15 protein-coding genes and 3 tRNA genes are annotated in these 19037 nt (G+C 65.2%); 13 read left to right on the top strand and 5 right to left on the bottom strand.

From position 1 onward, the window contains the following. Nucleotides 1-49 precede the first annotated feature (49 nt). On the top strand, nt 50-553 hold the full coding sequence (gene msrB / locus JKF87_RS03625) for a peptide-methionine (R)-S-oxide reductase MsrB (protein ID WP_201097387.1): 504 nt from the start codon (nt 50-52) through the stop codon (nt 551-553). On the opposite strand, the gene JKF87_RS03620 is transcribed toward msrB, so the two are convergent. Both JKF87_RS03620 and phaC read right to left on the bottom strand, forming a co-directional pair. After that, nucleotides 550-930, bottom strand: a complete 381-nt coding sequence (locus JKF87_RS03620) for a hypothetical protein (RefSeq protein WP_201097385.1) — start codon at nt 928-930, stop codon at nt 550-552. The genes msrB and JKF87_RS03620 overlap by 4 nt on opposite strands. After that, nucleotides 927-2867, bottom strand: a complete 1941-nt coding sequence (phaC, locus tag JKF87_RS03615) for a class I poly(R)-hydroxyalkanoic acid synthase (protein ID WP_201097383.1) — start codon at nt 2865-2867, stop codon at nt 927-929. The genes JKF87_RS03620 and phaC overlap by 4 nt, the downstream gene beginning before the upstream one ends. An 83-nt stretch (nt 2868-2950) precedes the next feature. Here phaC and JKF87_RS03610 point away from each other — a divergent pair, with 83 nt between their 5' ends. The 10 genes from JKF87_RS03610 (at nt 2951) to JKF87_RS03565 (ending at nt 12856) form a co-directional block, all read left to right on the top strand. Then, nucleotides 2951-3412 (top strand): hypothetical protein, encoded by a 462-nt coding sequence (locus tag JKF87_RS03610; RefSeq protein ID WP_236261105.1) that lies wholly within the window; start codon nt 2951-2953, stop codon nt 3410-3412. A gap of 38 nt (nt 3413-3450) precedes the next feature. Beyond that, nucleotides 3451-5268, top strand: coding sequence for a single-stranded-DNA-specific exonuclease RecJ (gene recJ / locus JKF87_RS03605; RefSeq protein WP_201097381.1), 1818 nt, complete (start codon nt 3451-3453; stop codon nt 5266-5268). A gap of 89 nt (nt 5269-5357) precedes the next feature. Next, nucleotides 5358-5432: transfer RNA gene (locus JKF87_RS03600), tRNA-Glu, on the top strand. 203 nt (nt 5433-5635) lie between these two features. After that, the gene (locus JKF87_RS03595; RefSeq protein WP_201098165.1) at nt 5636-6157 is read left to right on the top strand and encodes a cold-shock protein; all 522 of its coding nucleotides are present in this window, start codon (nt 5636-5638) and stop codon (nt 6155-6157) included. Between the two features lie 23 nt (nt 6158-6180). Continuing rightward, the gene (locus JKF87_RS03590) at nt 6181-6660 is read left to right on the top strand and encodes a DUF192 domain-containing protein (RefSeq protein ID WP_201097379.1); all 480 of its coding nucleotides are present in this window, start codon (nt 6181-6183) and stop codon (nt 6658-6660) included. Nucleotides 6661-6705: 45 nt separating this feature from the next. Beyond that, a tRNA-Pro gene (locus tag JKF87_RS03585) sits at nt 6706-6782 on the top strand. 75 nt (nt 6783-6857) lie between these two features. Then, on the top strand, nt 6858-7163 hold the full coding sequence (locus JKF87_RS03580) for an ETC complex I subunit (protein WP_201097377.1): 306 nt from the start codon (nt 6858-6860) through the stop codon (nt 7161-7163). A gap of 21 nt (nt 7164-7184) precedes the next feature. After that, nucleotides 7185-7261: transfer RNA gene (locus tag JKF87_RS03575), tRNA-Arg, on the top strand. Nucleotides 7262-7833: 572 nt separating this feature from the next. Further along, complete coding sequence (locus JKF87_RS03570) at nt 7834-11139, top strand: autotransporter domain-containing protein (protein WP_236261104.1); 3306 nt, start codon at nt 7834-7836, stop codon at nt 11137-11139. 97 nt (nt 11140-11236) lie between these two features. Beyond that, a complete protein-coding gene (locus JKF87_RS03565) occupies nt 11237-12856 on the top strand; it encodes an acyl-CoA dehydrogenase family protein (RefSeq protein ID WP_201097375.1) in 1620 nt (539 codons plus the stop codon). Here JKF87_RS03565 and metC read toward each other — a convergent pair whose 3' ends face one another. Then, on the bottom strand, nt 12857-14020 hold the full coding sequence (gene metC, locus JKF87_RS03560) for a cystathionine beta-lyase (protein WP_201097372.1): 1164 nt from the start codon (nt 14018-14020) through the stop codon (nt 12857-12859). An 82-nt stretch (nt 14021-14102) separates the two neighbouring features. Here metC and JKF87_RS03555 point away from each other — a divergent pair, with 82 nt between their 5' ends. Both JKF87_RS03555 and JKF87_RS03550 read left to right on the top strand, forming a co-directional pair. After that, nucleotides 14103-15194, top strand: coding sequence for an amino acid ABC transporter substrate-binding protein (locus tag JKF87_RS03555; protein WP_236261103.1), 1092 nt, complete (start codon nt 14103-14105; stop codon nt 15192-15194). 35 nt (nt 15195-15229) lie between these two features. Continuing rightward, the gene (locus tag JKF87_RS03550; protein WP_236261102.1) at nt 15230-16558 is read left to right on the top strand and encodes a dicarboxylate/amino acid:cation symporter; all 1329 of its coding nucleotides are present in this window, start codon (nt 15230-15232) and stop codon (nt 16556-16558) included. Between the two features lie 2 nt (nt 16559-16560). Here the strand turns inward: JKF87_RS03550 and sseA are convergent, their stop codons facing one another. Both sseA and JKF87_RS03540 read right to left on the bottom strand, forming a co-directional pair. Next, entirely contained in the window at nt 16561-17385 is an 825-nt protein-coding gene (gene sseA, locus JKF87_RS03545) for a 3-mercaptopyruvate sulfurtransferase (protein WP_201097371.1), read from the bottom strand. Between the two features lie 90 nt (nt 17386-17475). Beyond that, complete coding sequence (locus tag JKF87_RS03540) at nt 17476-18942, bottom strand: cryptochrome/photolyase family protein (RefSeq protein WP_201097368.1); 1467 nt, start codon at nt 18940-18942, stop codon at nt 17476-17478. Between the last annotated feature and the right edge of the window lie 95 nt (nt 18943-19037).

Raw genomic sequence — 19037 nt, 5'->3', positions numbered from 1 at the left:
GTGATCGGGCGGCCTGAAACCATTTCATGGCGCCCGTCGTATGGGTGTCATGACCCAGTCCCTGATCCTGCATCGCCGGGGCCTTCTGATGGGCGCCGGCGCGCTCGCCCTGTCCTCCTGCGCTCCCGAAACCTCGGAGGCCGGGCAGGGGGAATACGCCGCCTCTCCCTATCGCCGCGTGTCGGACGCGGACTGGCGACGACGGCTGGGCGACGCCTCGTGGCGGGTGATGCGGCGTCAAGGAACCGAAACGCCCTTCACCAGCCCGCTGAACGACGAGCATCGGCCCGGAACCTTCGTCTGCAAGGGCTGCGACCTGCCGCTGTTCCGTTCGACGTGGAAGTTCGATTCCCACACCGGCTGGCCCAGTTTCTATGACGTCATCGCCGCCAATATCGGGCGACAGGGCGATCTGGCCATCGGCATTCCACGCACCGAATACCACTGCGGCCGCTGTCTGGGCCATCAGGGGCACGTCTTCGACGACGGCCCCCGGCCGACCGGCCTGCGCTACTGCAACAACGGCGTGGCGTTGAAATTCATGGCCGCCTAGCCACGACGATTGGCGCGGATGGCGGAATCGACCGTCACCGCAAACCAGATCGAGGCGAAAAGGATCAGCAGACCGTAATCGTGGCCGGAGAAGAAGACCGGAATCGCGGCGGCGATGATGACCAGAAGCGGAAACAGGCTGGCCCAGGCCGCCGTCGACGGCGCGTCGGCGAGGATCAGCGGCAAGGGAGCCGGGCGCTTCATCAGCCGGGCCATCCAGCCGTTCAGGGACACGAACAGAACCGAACAGATCACCGCGATGATGACGTATTTCAGCGCGGCGCCCGGCACGCCGAAGACGCTGGCGGTCATGATCAGAAGGGCGAGGGCGACGGCGGTGCTGATCGCCAGCAGGGTGTTCGGTTCGAGACGATTCAAGACTTCACTTTCACATAGCTGCCCGGCGCCGGTTCGATGGGCTTCAGCGGTCCCTTGGCGGGATCGCGCGCCGGAATCTGCGGACCAGAGCGTTCATGCAGCCAACCGGCCCAGTGTTCCCACCAGCTGCCCGGATGCTCTACGGCGCCCGCCTGCCATTCCGCCAGGGTTTCCGGCAGTTGGTCGTTGATCCAGTGTTGGTATTTCCTGGCGACAGGTGCGTTGATGACCCCGGCGATATGGCCTGACCCGGCCAATGTGAAGGTCACGTCCTTGCCGCCGAACAGCCGGGCCGAACGATAGACCGAGTTCATCGGCGCGATATGGTCCTCGCGGCTGGCCTGGAAATAGAGCGGGATCGACACCTGCGACAGGTCCGCCGTCAGCCCGCCGATCTGGAAGGCGCCCTGGGCCAGGGCGTTGGCCCCATACATCTGGCGCAGATAGGCCATGTGCAGCGCCTTGGGCATACGGGTCTGGTCCGCGTTCCAGAACAGCAGGTCAAAGGCGGGCGGGTCCTTGCCCAGCAGATAATTGCTGATGAAGAAGGACCAGATCAGGTCGTTGGACCGCAGGGCGTTGAAGGTCTCGGCCATGACGGCGCCGGGCAGGACCCCGCCCGCCGCATCCATTTGGCGTTCGATCTCGTTCAGCCAGTGCTCGTCGGTGAACAGCAGCAGGTCGCCCGCCTCCTTGAAGTCATGCTGGGCGGCGAAGAAGGTGGCGGCGGCGACGCGCTTGTCGCCATTTGCCGCCATATGCGCCAGCGCCGCGCCCAACAGGGTGCCGCCGATGCAGTATCCGACGGCGTTCAGCTGTTCCGCGCCTGCCTGCTCCAGCGTCTTTTCGACGGCGCGGTAGATGCCCTTCTGCAGATAGTCGTCAAAGCCGAACCCAGCCTTGTCCAGATCAGGATTGACCCACGAGCAGACGAAGACCGTGAACCCCTGCGCCGACAGCCAGCGGATCAGCGAATTCCCGGGCTGCAGGTCCATGATGTAGAACTTGTTGATCCACGGCGGGAAGATCAGCAACGGGATCGCGTGCTGCGTCTCGCCTTCCGCCGCGTACTGAATCAGTTCGAACAGTTCATCGCGCCAGACCACCTGACCGGGGGCCGTGGCGACATTCTCGCCCACGACGAACTTGCCATAATCGGCCTGACTGATCCGCAGCGAGCCGCCGCCGCGCTCCAGGTCGGCGGCGAAGTTCTGCATTCCCTTCACCAGGGATTCGCCGCTGGTCTCCGCCAGCGCCTTAAGCGCGACCGGGTTGGAGGCCAGGAAGTTCGATGGAGAGAAGGCGTCGGTCAGCAGGCGGGTGAAGAACTGGGCGCGGCGTTTCAGCGTGGGATCAATGTCCTCCACGCCCGCGATCAGGCTGTTCATCCAGTCCGAGGTCAGCAGGTAGGACCGACGCATCATGTCGAACATGGGGTTCTCGGACCAGGCGGGGTCTTTGAACCGTTTGTCGGCGGGGGCGGGCGTCGGCGCCTCACCGCCCGCCTGACGCGCGGTTGAGGCCCACAACTCCATATAGCGGCCGAACAGATCGGCCTGGGCGTGGAACAGTTTTTCGGGGCGGGCCGCCAGACTGGTCATGACCGAACTCATGGCCGGGGCGACATTGAACGGGTCGGCGGACAGGGCGGCGGGGCGGTCGGCCTGGCTCAGCGCGGCCTCGGCGATGGCGCTCTGGGCCATCATCGCCGCCTTGGCCAGGTTCATCGACAGGGTTTCAATCAGCTGCGCCTGCTCGGCGCCGGGGAAGGCGGCGATGGCCGGTTCAGGTGCAGGCTCAGGTGCTGCGGGGACGGGTTCTTCTATCGGCGCAGGCTTTGACGCCTTGGGCGGGCGAGGCTTGGCGGATGTAGGCCGTCCCGCCTTTCTGGGGGCGCGTGCCGCGGGTTCAGTCGGCGTCTGCGGGGACTTGGCCATGGATGCCCTTCGCGTTTCCTGTCAGCGGTTCACGGTCGTCGCCCTTCCGCCCAAGGCGATGATGGCATAAGACCTGTCCTGACATGAACGCGCTGTTTTGCAAAAAGACCAAGCTTCACCTTGTCGCCCTGACGGTTCTGGGCGGCGGGCTGGCCTTGAGCGGCTGTGGGGCGGCCTTCAGCGCGAAAACGGATCCGAACGGCCCCCTGGCTCCGCGCATCGCCGCCCTGGTTGACGCCAACCGTCACTATCCGCGCTGGACTGACTTCCCGACCACGCCGCAGGACCTGCCGCCGCCGACCCAGATCGCAGCGAACGTGCGTTCTCTGGAAGGCAAGGGCGCGGCTCTTGGCGGCGAAGTGTCGCGGATCGAATGGACGCTGGACGACGCCGAGGCCCTGGCCGCCCGCACGCGCGCCCAGGTCGGAGCCGTTCCGACCTCGCCTGATTCGCTTCAGACCGCTGATGACATCGAGGCCCTGGCCCAATCCCTGCGCGACCGGGCCAAGGCGCCGCCGCCCATCGACCGTCGCCCGAACCCATAAATCTCGCCGGGAACGCAGAATCCCGCGATGATGCGCTGATGGCGGACGATAGCGGCTCTCAAACCCTGAACGCATTTCTGGGCGTCTCGCGCTCCCTTTCGGGTCGTGCCTGGCGACAGCGACCGGCTGACGCCACGACCACCCGCGCCCATATGCAGGGCCTGGGACTGGAAGAGCCGCTGGCCCGCGCCCTGGCCTCGCGCGGCGTTGGCGCCGATCAGGGCGCCGACTTTCTGACCCCGACCCTGCGCGCCCTGTTTCCCGATCCATCCAGCTTCATGGACATGGACGCCGCCGCCGACGCCATTCTGGATGCGCTGCAGGCCAAGGCCAGCATCCATGTCTTCGCCGACTATGATGTGGACGGCGCCTCCAGCGCAGCTCTGCTGGTGCGCTGGTTCCGTTCGGTCGGCGCTGAACTGCCCATCTATGTCCCGGACCGGATCAAGGAAGGGTACGGCCCCAGTGCTGCGGCCTTCGATACCCTGAAGGCGTCGGGCGCTGATCTGGTCGTTACGGTCGACTGCGGCGCGGCGGCGAACGAGGCCTTGGCCCACGCCGACAGCATCGGCCTGAATGTCGTGGTCATCGACCACCACCTGATGCGCCACGAACCGCCCAAGGCGCTGGCGGTCGTCAACCCGAACCGCCCCGGCTGCAACTCAGGCCAGGGCAATCTGGCTGCGGCGGGCGTGGTCTTCGTCCTGCTGGCCGCCCTGAACCGCGAGGGTCGCAAGCGCGGCCTGTTCGCCGATCGGCCTGAGCCCGACATACGCCAGTGGCTGGATCTGGCTGCGCTGGGCGCCATCTGCGACGTGACCGGCCTGACCGGTTTCAACCGCGCCCTGACGGGTCTGGGCCTGAAGGTCATGAGCGACTGGAAGAACCCTGGCCTGCGCGCTCTGCTGGCGGCAGCCGGCGCGGAGCAGGGGCCGGCCAAGAGCAATCACGCAGGCTTCATCCTGGGGCCGCGCATCAATGCGGGCGGACGCATCGGCCGCTCTGATCTGGGCGCGCGGCTGCTGTCCACTGATGATCCGGCTGAGGCCGAACGTCTGGCCATCGAGTTGGACGCGCTGAACCTGTCGCGCCGGGATGTGGAAAAGGCCGTCACCGACGCCGCCGTGCGCAAGGTCGAGGCGACCGGCGCCCATGCCGACGAATCGGCTGTGGTCATTGTGGCGGGCGACGACTGGCATCCCGGCGTGGTCGGCATCGTCGCCGGACGCCTGCGCGAACGCTGGCGCAAGCCCGTCATCGTCGTCGGCGTCGATCCTGTAACGGGCCTGGGCAAGGGGTCGGGCCGTTCGCAGCCGGGCATGAACCTGGGCCGGGCCATTCAGGCGGCCTGGGAGGAAGGCGTTCTTCTGGCGGGCGGCGGTCACGCCATGGCGGCGGGGCTGACGGTCGACAGCGCGCGTCTGGGGGAACTGACCGCCTTCCTCCACGATCGGCTGGCCCATGAGCGGATCGAGGCGGTGGCGCAGGACTGGCTGGAGATCGACGCCCTGATCGAACCGGCGGGCGCAAACCGCGCCCTGTTCGAATCCTTCGAGCAGCTCGCGCCCTTCGGTCCCGCCAACCCCGAGCCCGTCTTCGCCCTGACCGGGGTGCAGGCGCGCGAACCCGTGCAGATGAACGGCGGCCATATCCGGTGCCGTCTGGTCGGCCCCGACGGCAGTTCTGTACGCGCCATCGCCTGGCGCTGCGCCGATCTGCCGGGCGGACAGGCGCTGCTGTCAGGGCAGGGGGGCTTGAGCATTGTCGGGCGGCTAAAAGCCGACGACTGGAATGGTCGGCGCGGTGTTCAGTTCGAGATTGAGGACGTGTCCGATCCGCGCATGATCCAGGGCTAAGCCTCGGAAACCGCTGGCTTCGAAAAAACTGGAAAACATGCTTGCGCCATCCGGAAGGCGCGGCTATATCGCCCGCTCTCCCGCGCAGCGGTCCCTTCGTCTATCGGTTAGGACGTCAGGTTTTCAACCTGAAAAGAGGGGTTCGACTCCCCTAGGGACTGCCACGCGGGCGGTTTCAGTTGCGCCTCCAGGCCACTGTATTTCCACGCGAAACCTCACTCTTTCACAACGGTTGCGCGTATTCCGTGTGCGGACACACGGATTAGACGCATTTTCGGCTTTTCAAAGATTCGCGGAACGGTGTTAAATGGCCGCGAACCCGTAAGAGGAACGGGCGGGGGCTAATATCTTGTCTGAATACCCAGTGATGGAAACGGCGGAGACCGTTCGTGTCGTCGGGCGCGTAAAATGGTTTGATCCCACGAAGGGCTACGGCTTCATCGTGCCGGACGATCCGACGCTGACCGAACTGCGCGATGTGCTCCTTCATGTCAGCAGCCTGCGGGACAGCGGTCGCGAAAACGCCGATGAGGGCGCGCCGATCACCTGCGACTGCGTCAAACGGCTTAAAGGCTGGCAGGCGGTGGAGATCCACCACCTGGGGGAGGGCGCGCCGCTCGTCGCTGCCCGAAAACCTGCACCCGCGGCCGTCGCCGATTCCGCTCCGCCGGTCGGCGGCTCGCTGGAGCCTGCGGTCGTCAAATGGTTCAATCGCACCAAGGGGTACGGATTCGTCGTGCGCAACGGCGAGGCGGGCGATATCTTCGTCCACATCGAAACCCTGCGTCGCTGCGGTCTGGACGAACTGGTTCCCGGCGACACGGTTCAGGTGCGATTCGCCGATGGCCCCAAGGGGCTGGTGGTCGCGGACATCAGAACGGGCGGCTGATTTTACCGCCCTTGGGAGGGCGCATGATCGGCGCAACAAGACGTTTCCTGCTCACCGGCGTTCTGGCGCTGGGCCTGATGGGCTGTGCGGCCAAGGGGCCCGTGGGGCCGAATGGCGATCCCACTGAACGCCTGTCGATCGTCACGGCCAGCGGCGAACACCAGTTCTGGGTCGAGATCGCCGACACCGAACCCAAGCGTCAGCGGGGCCTGATGTTCCGCCCTCCGCTTGAGGACGACCGGGGCATGTTGTTCGAATGGCCGGGCGAACCGGCGCGCGAGCAAAGCTTCTGGATGCGCAATACGCCCAGTTCGCTGGACATCATCTATATTGATCCACAGGGGAAAATCGTCTCGATCGCGGCCCACGCCACGCCGTTCTCAGAGGCGCCCATCCCGTCAAACGGGCCTGCCAACGGGGTATTGGAGCTGCGGGCCGGGCGCGCCGCCGAGATCGGCGCCAAGCCGGGCGACAAGGTCGTGCATTCTTATTTCAAACCCTGATTGCGGATCACGTCGCGAAGTGCCAATAGAGCGCTCCGTTCGGTCCGGGGTGTAGCGCAGCCTGGTAGCGCATCTGGTTTGGGACCAGAGGGTCGGAGGTTCGAATCCTCTCGCCCCGACCAACGGAAGGCCGCTGGATTATCCATCCAGCGCGCGTTATGGCAGGTCGCAAGACCGCCTTTGCTGAGGATTTCGCCATGCTCGCTCGCATCTATCGTCCTGCCAAGACCGCAATGCAGTCCGGCAAGGCCAAGAGCCGCGACTGGCGTCTGGACTTCGAGCCCGCCTCGGCCCGCACGATCGACCCCCTGATGGGCTGGACCAGCTCCAGCGACATGAAGAGCCAGGTTCGCCTCAGCTTCGATTCGAAAGAAGAGGCCGTCGCCTACGCCGAGCGCCACGGCATCCCGTTCCGCCTGCACGAGCCGAACGAGCCGCCGCTGATCATCAAGGCTTACGCCGACAACTTCGCCACCAACCGCAAGCAGTCCTGGACGCACTAAACGCCCGGCACTCCGCGTCAGGCGCCCTTAGCTCAACCGGATAGAGCACCCGCCTTCTAAGCGGGATGTTGCAGGTTCGAGTCCTGCAGGGCGCGCCACGGCTTTAGCCGGATAAGATTGCAACAATCTAGATGCACGTCGCGCCTAGTGACCGGCCGACAAGCCCTGCAAAGCTTCATAGGCCCCCTTCTGAAACTGAGCCAGAGGAGGGCGCCTGCGCGTTGGTTTTGGGTTTGCTTGGGCAATATGTCACAGGCGATACAGTCTGAGTTTGCGACCAGACGCCCCCAACATTTCTAGGCCAAGCACGTAACAGGTGACAACTGGATGCGTGCGGCGAAATTTCGCGCCTCCCGCCCGAACACTTAGTGAACCGTTCCTGTGCCAAATATATTTGCTCAGAAGCGAGCTTCACAAGGCGTCATTGGGGCAATTTTTGCCCCGAAATGGCATAGCTGCGGCATGGCTACCCAGTAAAAATACGCAAATCGGCGCAGCGTAGCTATTGCAAGCGGTCCTGCGTTAACGAAACAAGTCTATCGCATAATGCCATCATACTTAGGTTAGGGTTGACAGGCGCCTTTACGTAATTTCACTTTGATCAGACACATTTGCGTCGCACTTGTTCCCAAGGCTGACGCATTTGGCATTACATTGTTTGCGAGGGGCTATGACGTACACCACCAGAACTCTGCTACTAGCGGCAGCAGCGACTACAGTGCTGCTTGGCGCAGGGGCGGGTAACGCTCACGCCCAGTCAACACCGGCGCCGACGCCGACTGGCGAGCTTTACTATATGGCGGATGGCAGCCGCACCGCTGACTATACGGCTGCTATTGAGTCCTGGCGCGCAGACGCCCAGTTCTCCGTTGACTATTCCAAACGCTTCCTGGGTTTGGAGCATGCCTATGCACGCGGCCTGAGCGGCAAGGGCCAGACCATCGGCATTAACGACGCCGGGATCTACATGAATCACCCGCTGTTCCAGACGGCGGGGAAGATTACCGGGCTGCATACTGAAGTTCCATCCGATTACGGCAACGACGGCGCCATCAACCCGCGCCGCCCGTGGGAAGGGCATGGAACTCACGTCGCCGGCACCGCCGCAGGGAACCGGACAACCGATGGCCTGATGTTCGGCAACGCGTATGGCGCCAATATTTATGCCGCCACCGCCAACTTCGCGGCAGGTGACTTCCTCTGGTGGCGTGACGCCATCATCGACGGAAAATACATTCAGACGTCGTATGACAATATCATCGACCTGGCGGAAACCGGCAAGGTACGGATCATCAACAATAGCTGGGGGTCGCAGACCAGCGTTCGATTCGATGCGTCGCTTCAGACGGTCCTAGCTAATCTCGGCGACGACTACGAAGACTTTTTCGATCCGATTCTGAAGAATGATGTCCTGGTCGTATTCTCGGCGGGCAATGGCGGCGGCGTGCACGCGGGGGCTACAGCAGTGATTCCCCTGGCCGCGCCGGAACTAAGGTCGAACTGGCTCTCGGTCGTCAACTATAACGAAAGCCTGCTGCCGGACCCATCATCCAGCCTGTGCGGCCGCACCGCGACGTACTGTGTCGCCGGGCCTGGCGCGGACATCATTTCCTCCGTGCCAGGATATGAATACAATATTCCCGCTCTACTGGCGGCCTTCCCGGTAGCCTCTTTCTCCACACTCTATAACGCACGCACTGTCGCTCAATTGAATGCGGCGGCGCAGACTCGCGTGTTGAACGCCCTGAACACCTACCTCAACCAAAAGGCGCTCGCGGCGCGGTTGGGGCAGCCGTTCGATGAGCAGGCTGCGCGTAAACGGGTGGTGGACGAACTGGTGGCGGTGACTTTCGTCGCCGGCGCACTGATCAATACGCCGGATGGCGTGACCTCGCTGATGGGGAATATTCTTTCGAACGCCAACAACGTCGCCTTGCTGAGCGAAGATTTCTCGCGTGATATTCTGACCAAGGCTAACGACGAATTCCTTCGCCGACTGGACACTTTCGTCAACTTCACGGGCCCAGGCTACGAAGCCTATACGGGCACCTCAATGGCTGCGCCGAACATCTCAGGTTTCGCCGCAGTGCTCATGGAAGCCTTCCCCGAGTACAATACGGCCCTGATCACCGACATCCTTCTGTCCAGTTCGAAAGATCTGGATACGCCCGGCGTGGATCTGAAGTCCGGTTGGGGCGCGCCGCAGATGGATGTGGCGTTGGGCGGGCCGACCGCGTTGCGCGCCGTGCGTGACGTAACCGTCAACGTCGGCACGGTGGACGTCTGGACGAATGACATCGGCGATGCGCGCGATCGTTATTCGGCTGAAGTTCTGGCGGACTTCCCCGACGACATCGGCGGCCTGGTCAAGAAGGGCGGGGGCGAACTCGTCCTGACCGGCAATATCGACTACACGGGCGTGACCCGGGTCGAGGGCGGATTGCTCACGGTCAACGGCGCGATCCTTCGCTCGGACACGACGGTGGCGGATGTCGGCATCATCGGCGGCACGGGCACCCTGGCGAATCTGACCGCAGATGCAGGCGGCGTCGTGGCGCCGGGCAATGCCGCCAACCCGTTCGGCACCCTGACGGTCACCGGCGACGCCACCTTCAACCCGGACTCGTTCCTGTGGGTGCGTTCGGCCGTCAACGGCACGGCCTATTCCAAGCTGAAGGTCGGCGGCGAGGCCATCCTGAATGGCGGCAACGTCATTCTGAAGGCTGACCAGGGCACCTGGAATCTGCGCACGCGCCTGAACATCGTTACCGCCGACAGCGGCGTGACGGGCGCCTTCGCAGGCTCCACCAGCGACCTGGCCTTCCTTACGCCAAAGCTGACGTACACCGACAATACGGTCGTCCTGACCCTGTTGCGCAACGATGTGCTGATTTCGTCGGTCGGCAAGACGCCGAATGAGCGGGCTGTCGGGGGCGCTCTGGACGTGATGACGGCCCAGAACACCACGGGCGATCTGACGCTTGAGAATGCGATCCTGGACGGCAGCGTGGCCAATGTGGCGGCAGCGCTGAGCAGCTTTACGGGCGAGGTTCACGCCTCTCTGGGTGGTGTCGCCGTGTCGGACAGCCGGTACATCCGCGACGCCATGCTGCAGCGCGGACGTGGTGCGCCTGCCAATGAAACCGAGGGCCGCGGCGTCAACGCCTGGGCTTCAGGCGTCTTCGGCAATGGCGAGTTCGACGGCGACAACGAACTGGCGGGCTATCGCTCTGACTCCACCGGCTATCTGGCCGGTCTGGAGAAGGCATGGTCCGGCCGCGCCCACCTGGGTCTGGCGGTCGGTGAAACCCGCACGGAGATCACGGCCAACAGCCTGCGTTCCAGCGGCACCGCACGTAACCAGCACATCGGCCTTTATGGCGGCATGAACGCCGGGGCCTTCGCCTTGCGCGTCGGCGGATCGTGGATCGACGCCAATCTGCGCACCAACCGCACGGCCGCGTTGAACCAGTTCAGCAACCAGCTGACCGGTCACTACGACGGCAAGGGCTGGCAGGCTTATGGCGAGATCGCCTGGCGCGCGTCATTCGGCGCCAGCACCATCGAGCCCTACGCCAACTACACCCGCGTCGACTATCATGCGGATGTGGCTGAGGTGGGCGGCGATGCGGCCCTGTCGGGTCGCGTCGAGCAGGTCGCGGATCTGGTCACCGCTGGTTTCCGCACCGAGACCATCCTGTCGCAAGGCGCGGGTCGTCCGACGCTGACGGCGGTCACCCACCTGGCCTGGAGCCATGACTTCAACGACGACGGCCCGGAATTCCGCGCCAAATTCGCTGATGGTCCGATCTTCCAGGTCGCAGGCGCCAACATCGGTCAGGACGCACTGCTGACTGGTCTGGGCGTCAACATCCAGGCCAACGACCGCACCAACGTCGAGGTCGGATATGCGGGGGTCTATCAGGACGACTACAACGACAACAAGCTGTTCGCGCGCCTGAACGTGAAGTTCTGAACCGCGTCACATCCTCTCAACCTGAACCTTGGGCCGCGCCGATTGGCGCGGCCCTTTTTCATGGCCTATCGTTGGCGCTTCGCAGACGGAGACGCCCATGTCCGCCCTTCGCCCCATCGACCATCTGGATACGCATGAGGTCCTGAACCAGCCGCCGCCGCTGGAGGACGTCAACCTGTTCTCAGGCGATCGGGCGCTGAAGGATGCAGTCGGCAAGGCAGGCGGCGGTCAGCACGCCGCGCGCCTGGACCAACTGGGCGCACGTTGCGGGTCGGCCGAGGTGATCGGCTGGGGCGTTCAGGCCAACCGCAATCCGCCGGTTCTGGACAGTTTCGACCACTATGGCCGCCGCATCGACGAGGTGACGTTTCACCCGGCCTATCATCAGTTGATGCGCCTGGGCCTGGATTCCGGCTTCGCTTCTGTCGCCTGGGATGGAACGCCAAAGGGGCACGTGGCGCACGCCGCGACCCTGTTCATGACGGGGCAGGCGGATTCAGGCACGACCTGCCCGATGACCATGACCTATGCCTCGGTCGCTGCGCTGGCGGTCGAGCCGTCGGTCGCCGCCGAATGGACGCCGCGCGTTCAATCCGGCCGTTACGATCCCGCCGTGCGTCCGGCTGCTGAAAAGGCAGGCGTCACCATCGGCATGGCCATGACCGAAAAACAGGGCGGCTCGGACGTGCGCGCCAACACCACGCGCGCCGAACCGACGGGGGAGGCGGGCTGGTATGCACTGACCGGCCACAAATGGTTCTGCTCGGCACCCATGTCGGACGCCTTCCTGACGCTGGCCTATGCCGAGGGCGGGTTGACCTGTTTCCTGGTCCCGCGCTGGACGCCGGACGGTCAACGCAACGCCGGGTTCCGCGTCATGCGGCTGAAGGACAAGATGGGCGACAAGTCCAACGCCTCGTCCGAGATCGAATACCACGGCGCCCTGGCCCAGCGGATCGGGCCGGAGGGACGCGGCGTGGCCACCATCATCCGCATGGTCCAGCATACGCGGCTGGACTGCGTGCTGGGATCGGCCCAGCAGATGCGCGGCGCCATGGCGCAGGCGGTCTGGCACGCGGCGCATCGCTCGGTCTTCCAAAAGCGGCTGATTGATCAGCCGATGATGGCGGCGGTTCTGGCCGATCTGGCGGTTGACAGCGAGGCGGCCACGGCCATGGGGCTGCGGCTGGCCCAGACCTTCGACGAGGACGACGCCCTGGGCCGCCTGCTGACGCCCATCGCCAAATACTGGGTGTGCAAGCGGGCGCCCGGCTTCGTCTATGAGGCGATGGAGAGCCTGGGCGGTGCGGGCTATGTCGAGACAGGCCCCATGCCGCGCCTGTTCCGCCAGTCCCCGCTGAACGCCATCTGGGAAGGGTCGGGCAATGTCATCGCCCTGGACGTCCTGCGCGCCATGGGGCGTGAGCCGCAATCAGTCGAAGCTCTGCGCAGTTTCCTTGAGCAGCAGCGTGGACGCGACGGCGCCTATGACGCCTGGCTGGACGGCCTGTCATTCGAGACGGCGCATGAGGCGGGCGCGCGTCTGGTGGTCGAGCGGTTGGCGCTGGCTGCTCAGGCCGCGATCCTGCTGGCGTGGGACAATCCGTCGGCCGGAGCCTTCTGCCGCCTGCGGCTGACGGACCGGGGATCAGCCTACGGCGCCTATGATGCAGTGATTGACGCCGCCGCCATTCTGGACCGCGCCATGCCCGCCTGATCAGCCCGCAAAGGCCGCCAGACCCCGCTCCAGATCGGCGATCAGATCGGCGGGGTCTTCCAGCCCTATGTGGAAACGGATCAACTCCCCCTCCAGCACCGTGGGATGGTCGCGATAGGCCATCTGGTGCGTTTCATGCGTGGCCAGGCTTTCGAACCCGCCCCATGAATAGCCCAGTCCGAACAGGCTTAGGGCGTCCAGGAAACGCTGGCCCGCCGCCGCATCGCCGCCGTTCATCACCACGCCCATCAGCGAGGCGCCGCCTGTGAAGTCGCGCGCCCATAGATCATGGCCGACCGAGCCGGGCAGGGGCGGATACAACACCCGCGCCACCTCAGGCCGCGCCTGCAGCCACTGGGCCACCCGCAACCCCGACCGCCCCTGTTCGGCGTAGCGCAGCGACAGGGTCCGCAGGCCTCGCAGGGTCAGCCAGGCGTCGTCCGGCGACACATGCCAGCCCATGTCCTCAATGGCGTCGCCGATGGCCCGGATCAGTCGCGCCTCATTGGCGACGATGCCGCCGATCAGCACGTCGGAATGACCGGCGACGTATTTGGTCAGGGCCTGGACGCTGACATCCACGCCATGCGCCAGCGGCTTGAACGCCAGTCCCGCCGCCCAGGTGTTGTCCAGCACCGTCAGGACGTCGCGCAACCGGCAGGCAGCCGCGACCTTGGCCACATCAACCATTTCGAAGGTCAGGGATGCGGGCGATTCCATCAGCATCAACCGCGTCTTCTCCCCAACGGCGGCGATGATCGCATCGGCGTCCGCGCCCGCAGGCAGGAACCGGGTCGTCACGCCGCGGCCCGCCAGATATCGGCTCAGGAACCGTCGCGTGGGGCCATAGACGGCGTCGGTCGTGATGATCTCGTCGCCCGGACGCGTCAGGGCCAGAACTGGAACCGTCACGGACGCCAGACCCGAAGGAACCAGGAACGCCTGAACGCCGCCCTCCAGATCGGCCAGGGCCGCACGCAGTTCTCGCGCCGCCGTCGTGCCTTCCAGCCCATAAACCGGGCCGTCGGCCCCATCGCGCATGGCGCCCGCCGTGTCGCTGAGCATGGTCGAGGCGCGCTCGATCGGCGGGTTCACCGGGCGACGCCCTTGCCCCCGTCGCGTGGCGGAGGCGATCAGGCGGGTGCGATCTGAGTGCGGCGACATGACCTCTCCGATGGGTTGCGGATCAGGGCCTAAAGGCCTCTAAACTCTGCCGGGCGCAAGCGGCGGAGGGAGAGTTTACGCGATGCGGTGCTGGACAATCGGAGCCATGGCGGCGCTGCTGCTGGCAGGGGCATGCAGCCGACAGGCGGCTGCCCCTGCGCCGGAAACCCCAGCGCCCGAAGCCGCAACGACCGAGGCGGGCCATCTGCCGCAAAGCCCGATTCTCCGGGCGGTGAAACAGCGTGGTCGCCTGAACTGCGGCGTGCATCAGGGGCTGGTTGGCTTCGCCTATACGGACAATCGCGGACAGTGGCGCGGGTTCGACGCTGACTTCTGCCGCGCACTGGCCGCCGCCATTCTGGGCGACGGGGATGCGGTGCGTTTCGTACCCGTGTCGGCCGGGGATCGTTTCAAGGCGCTGAATGATGGGCGGATCGACGTCCTGTGGCGCAACTCGTCCTGGACCATGACGCGCGACGCGGGCGAGGGCTTCATCTTCGCGGGCATCAACTATTACGACGGTCAGGGATTCCTGGTGAGGCGGTCGCTGAACCTGTCCAGCGCGACCGAACTGAACGGCGCCCGCGTCTGCGTGCAGTCCAACTCGACCGCAGAGGCGAACGCCGACGACTTCTTCCGCTCGCGCGGGGTGGATTATCGCCCGGTCGTCCTGGCCACCGAGGAAGCCGCCCGCGACGCCTATGCCCGTGAAGACTGCGACGCCTTCAGCGCCGACATCTCGGCCCTGGCCGCGGCTCGCACCACCCTGACCAATCCGCAGGAGCACGCCATCCTGTCCGACGTGGCGTCCAAAGAGCCGCTGGGACCGGTGGTCAAGGCGGGCGACGAACGCTGGGCCTCGGTCGTGCGCTGGACCCTGAACGCTGTGATCCTGGCTGAAGAACTGGGCGTAACCCGCGAGAATGCCGAGGCTCAGGCCAAGGATTCACGCGATCCTCGCGTCCGTCGTCTGCTGGGTGTCGAGGGCGACTATGGCGCCATGCTGGGCCTGCCCAAGACCTGGGGCTCGAATGCAGTGCGCGCCACCGGCAACTACGGTCAGATCTTCGACCGCAATCTGGGTCCGCAGTCCCCGCTGAAGCTGGAGCGCGGCCTGAACGCCCAATGGAACGCCCAGCCGCCGGGCCTGATTTACGGGTTGCCGATCCGGTAGCCGCTGACACGCGCACCTTTTCCTCAGGAGGAAAGATGACGGAGACGAAACGCGGAAAGCTTCCGCTTCACTGGCAGATGCTGATCGGCTTCAGCCTGGGTCTCAGCACCGGCCTTCTGGTTCATCTCGCCGTCGGCGGGGATGTGGGCTGGGTGCAGTGGCTGACCGCGAACGTCACCGGGCCCATCGGCCAGGTCTTCCTGCGCCTGCTGTTCATGATGGTGATCCCGCTGCTGTTCTCGGCCCTGGTCATGGGGGTCGCCGAGATGGGCGATCTGGCCTCGCTGGGTCGAACGGGCCTGAAGACCCTGCTTCTGACCATCGTGATTTCAGGCATTGCGGTCGTCATCGGCATGGGCATGGTCAATCTGTTCCAGCCCGGACGCGGCGTCGATCCGGTTCTGGCCCAGTCCCTGCTGGATCAGGGCAAGGCGGGCGCCGCCAGCATCGTGAACAGCGCCCCGACCAGCATTTCCCTGGGCGATTTCTTCCTTGAGCTGGTGCCGTCCAACGTATTCACCGCCGCCGCCGAAAACGCGATCCTGCCGGTGATGGTCTTCGCCCTGTTCTTCGGCGTCGGCCTAGTCATGGCTAAGAGCCCGGCGACGGACCGACTGCAGGAGGTGGTTCAGGGCCTGTTCGAGATCACGATGAAGCTGATCAACCTCTTCATCAAACTGGCCCCTCTGGCCATCGCCTGCCTGATGTTCAACCTGGCGGCCCTGTTCGGTTTCGAGTTGCTGATCCGCCTGGCGGCCTATGTGGCGGTCGCCGTGGGTGCGATGGCGATCCACATGTTCGTCGTCTATCCGCTGGCCGTCTGGTTCCTGGTCGGCATGTCGCCCGTCGCCTTCTTCCGGGGCGTTCGCGAGCCGATGATCGTGGCCTTCTCGACAGCCTCCTCCAACGCCTCCCTGACCTTCGCCCTGCGCGCGGCGGAGCAGCAGCTTCACCTGCCGCGCAAGATCGCCCGCTTTGTCCTGACGGTCGGCGCCACCGCCAATCAGAACGGCACAGCCCTGTTCGAGGGTGTGACCGTGTTGTTCCTGGCCCAGTTCTTCGGCATCGAACTGACCCTAATGCAGCAGTTCATCGTCATGCTGGTCTGCATACTGGGCGGCGTTGGCACGGCGGGGGTGCCGGCCGGCTCTCTGCCGGTCGTGGCGATGATCCTGGTCATGGTCGGGGTGCCGCCAGAGGGGATCGGCCTGATCCTGGGCGTCGATCGCTTCCTGGACATGTGTCGCACGACGCTGAACGTGACCGGCGACCTGGCGTTGGCCACCATCGTCTCACGTGGCGAAGACAATGATCCCGAGGACGAGGGCGCCGACAGCACGGCGGCGGCGCCCGTTCCGGCCTGATCTCAGCCCGTCGTCACCGGCGTGTCGGCGCGGCCGCCCCATTCGGCCCAGGAGCCGTCATAAAGTTGCGACGGCTTGCCCAGTTCAGCCAGCCCAAGGCTGAGGATGGCGGCGGTGACGCCTGACCCGCAGGTTGTGGTCACCGGCCTGGCTATATCGACGCCCGCATCGGCGAACACCTGCGCCAGGGCCTGGCCGCGCTTCATTGTGCCGTCGTCGTTCAGCAGACGATTATAGGGCAGGTTGAGCGCCCCGGACATGTGACCGGCCCTTACCCCGGGACGCGGCTCAGCGGCGTCACCCCGGAACCGCGCCGCGCCGCGCGCATCGACGACCTGAGCCTGGGCGGCCAAAGCGGCACGCACCTGTTCGGCGTCCACGACCGCATCAGGTTTGAAATCGGGTTGGAAGACCGCGGCGTCAGATTGCTCTGCATCCGACGTCACACGACGCCCTTCGGACAGCCATTTGGGCAGGCCGCCGTCCAGCACCTGAACCCGGCTGGCACCCATGGTTCTGAACATCCACCAGACGCGCGCCGCCGAAAACAGACCCGCCGTGTCATAGACGACGATATGATCGTCCGCCCCGACGCCCAGCGCCCCGACCGAGGCTGCAAAGGCTTCCGCCGTCGGCAGCATGTGGGGCAGGGGGCTGTCCGCGTCCGACACCGCCTCCAGATCAAAGAAGACCGCACCCGGAATATGCGCCTCGGCGAACTGGGCGGCGGCGTCGCGGCCATCCAGATGCCAACTGCCGTCGATAAGGCGCAGGTCCGGCGCGCCCAGCACAGCCGCTAATTCATCGGTCGAAATCAAAGGGTTCATGGTCTGCTCAACGCCAGTTGCACATCATCTGTATCGCCAGTCGGCTGAGGCGACCTGTGGCGTCAGGTGTCCCTTTAAAACGCCATAGGGTCAATCGCGGTCGCTGTGGTCGTCGCCCCGTCCCGAAACGGCCTTCAGCGCATTCAGCGCCCGCGCGCGCCCTACGTCATGATCCACGACAGGCCTGGGATAGGTGTCGCCCAAGCGCACCCCGGCGTCTCGCAGGCTCTCGGTCGGCGCGGTCCACGGGGCCTGGATCCACTTGTCGGGCAGGTGACGCAGTTCGGGAACCCAACGCCGCACATAGGCGCCGTCGCCATCGAACTTCTGTCCCTGCGCCGTCGGATTGAAGATGCGGAAATAGGGAGCGGCGTCAGCGCCGGAACCCGCCACCCACTGCCAGTTCTGCACATTGCTAGCCAGGTCGGCGTCGACCAGCGTGTCCCAGAACCAGGCCTCGCCCTCACGCCAGTCGATCATCAGATGTTTGACCAGGAAGGAGGCGACGACCATCCGCACCCGATTGTGCATCCAGCCCGTCGCCCACAACTGCCGCATACCGGCGTCGACCAGAGGATAGCCGGTCTGCCCCCGTCGCCAGGCCTCCAGCGCCGCCGGATCATCCCGCCATGGCATGGCGTCATATTCCGCTCGGAAGGCCCGGCTTTCGATGAAGGGGAAATGGTGCAGCAGGTGCGTCGAGAAATCGCGCCACACGATCTCGGCGACGAACTTCTCGGCTTCTGCGGCCGGAACGCGCCCCTGAACGGCGGCTTCGCGCGCCTCACGCACCGCCCGCCAGGGACTGATCTCGCCCCAGTGCAGGTGGGGCGACAGACAGCTTGTGTTCGCACGGCCCGGAATATCCCGACCGTGGCCATAGGTCTTCAGCCCGCCGTTGATGAAGGCCGACAGATTGTCCAGCGCCCCTGCTTCACCCGGCGCCCAGTCGAACCCGCCGGACCAGTCGGGGCGCCGGGGATGCAGGCCCCACTCGTCCAACCTATCGCTGGCGATTTTGGGAGTGACGATCCGTGCAGGCGGCTCCAATCCTGCGGGCGGTTCGAACTTGCCGAGCAGCGCCTTCATGAAGGGCGTGAACACCTTGTACGGCTGGCCAGACCCGTTCAGCACCGATCCCGGCGGGCACAACAGCGAGCCGTTGAAGCCGTGACAGGACACGCCCTCCGCCTGCAGCGCATAGGCGATGTCAGCGTCGCGCTCGAAGCCTGCGGGTTCGAAACTGCGGTTCAGAAACAGGGCCTCGGCGCCGGTTTCCGCGATCAGCCCCTGCAACACCGACAGCGAATCGCCGCGCCGCAGGATCAGTCGCGAACCCCGCGCCTCCAGATCGCTCGCCAGCGCTCTCAACGACTTGTCCAGCCACCAGCGCGCGGCCCCGCCCAGAGGCCGTTCCGCCCCCTCATCCAAAATAAAGACCGGCAGAACGGGGCGTCCTGCCTCAATCGCACGGTTCAAGGCGGGATTGTCCTGCAGCCGCAGATCGCGACGGAACCAGAGGATGACTGGCCTGGTGGTCACGTGGGGCGACTGCATGATAGCTTGAACTCTTCCTTCAAGAGCGCCACCTGATGGCCTCATCCTTGCGGCACAGACCGCATTCATAACGTCATTCGCAAGAGAGCCGCCTC

The organism is Brevundimonas nasdae, from assembly GCF_016654005.1.
Lineage (GTDB): Bacteria > Pseudomonadota > Alphaproteobacteria > Caulobacterales > Caulobacteraceae > Brevundimonas > Brevundimonas nasdae.
This window is presented reverse-complemented; position numbering and strand designations above follow the sequence as displayed.

What these genes read in the sequence shown, in the direction of transcription:
- msrB (WP_201097387.1), top strand. Translation starts at nt 50, where the DNA reads ATGACCCAGTCCCTGATCCTGCATCGCCGGGGCCTTCTGATGGGCGCC.
- phaC (WP_201097383.1), bottom strand. Translation starts at nt 2,867, where the DNA reads ATGGCCAAGTCCCCGCAGACGCCGACTGAACCCGCGGCACGCGCCCCC.
- JKF87_RS03610 (WP_236261105.1), top strand. Translation starts at nt 2,951, where the DNA reads ATGAACGCGCTGTTTTGCAAAAAGACCAAGCTTCACCTTGTCGCCCTG.
- recJ (WP_201097381.1), top strand. Translation starts at nt 3,451, where the DNA reads ATGGCGGACGATAGCGGCTCTCAAACCCTGAACGCATTTCTGGGCGTC.
- JKF87_RS03595 (WP_201098165.1), top strand. Translation starts at nt 5,636, where the DNA reads ATGGAAACGGCGGAGACCGTTCGTGTCGTCGGGCGCGTAAAATGGTTT.
- JKF87_RS03590 (WP_201097379.1), top strand. Translation starts at nt 6,181, where the DNA reads ATGATCGGCGCAACAAGACGTTTCCTGCTCACCGGCGTTCTGGCGCTG.
- JKF87_RS03580 (WP_201097377.1), top strand. Translation starts at nt 6,858, where the DNA reads ATGCTCGCTCGCATCTATCGTCCTGCCAAGACCGCAATGCAGTCCGGC.
- JKF87_RS03570 (WP_236261104.1), top strand. Translation starts at nt 7,834, where the DNA reads ATGACGTACACCACCAGAACTCTGCTACTAGCGGCAGCAGCGACTACA.
- JKF87_RS03565 (WP_201097375.1), top strand. Translation starts at nt 11,237, where the DNA reads ATGTCCGCCCTTCGCCCCATCGACCATCTGGATACGCATGAGGTCCTG.
- metC (WP_201097372.1), bottom strand. Translation starts at nt 14,020, where the DNA reads ATGTCGCCGCACTCAGATCGCACCCGCCTGATCGCCTCCGCCACGCGA.
- JKF87_RS03555 (WP_236261103.1), top strand. Translation starts at nt 14,103, where the DNA reads ATGCGGTGCTGGACAATCGGAGCCATGGCGGCGCTGCTGCTGGCAGGG.
- JKF87_RS03550 (WP_236261102.1), top strand. Translation starts at nt 15,230, where the DNA reads ATGACGGAGACGAAACGCGGAAAGCTTCCGCTTCACTGGCAGATGCTG.
- sseA (WP_201097371.1), bottom strand. Translation starts at nt 17,385, where the DNA reads ATGAACCCTTTGATTTCGACCGATGAATTAGCGGCTGTGCTGGGCGCG.
- JKF87_RS03540 (WP_201097368.1), bottom strand. Translation starts at nt 18,942, where the DNA reads ATGCAGTCGCCCCACGTGACCACCAGGCCAGTCATCCTCTGGTTCCGT.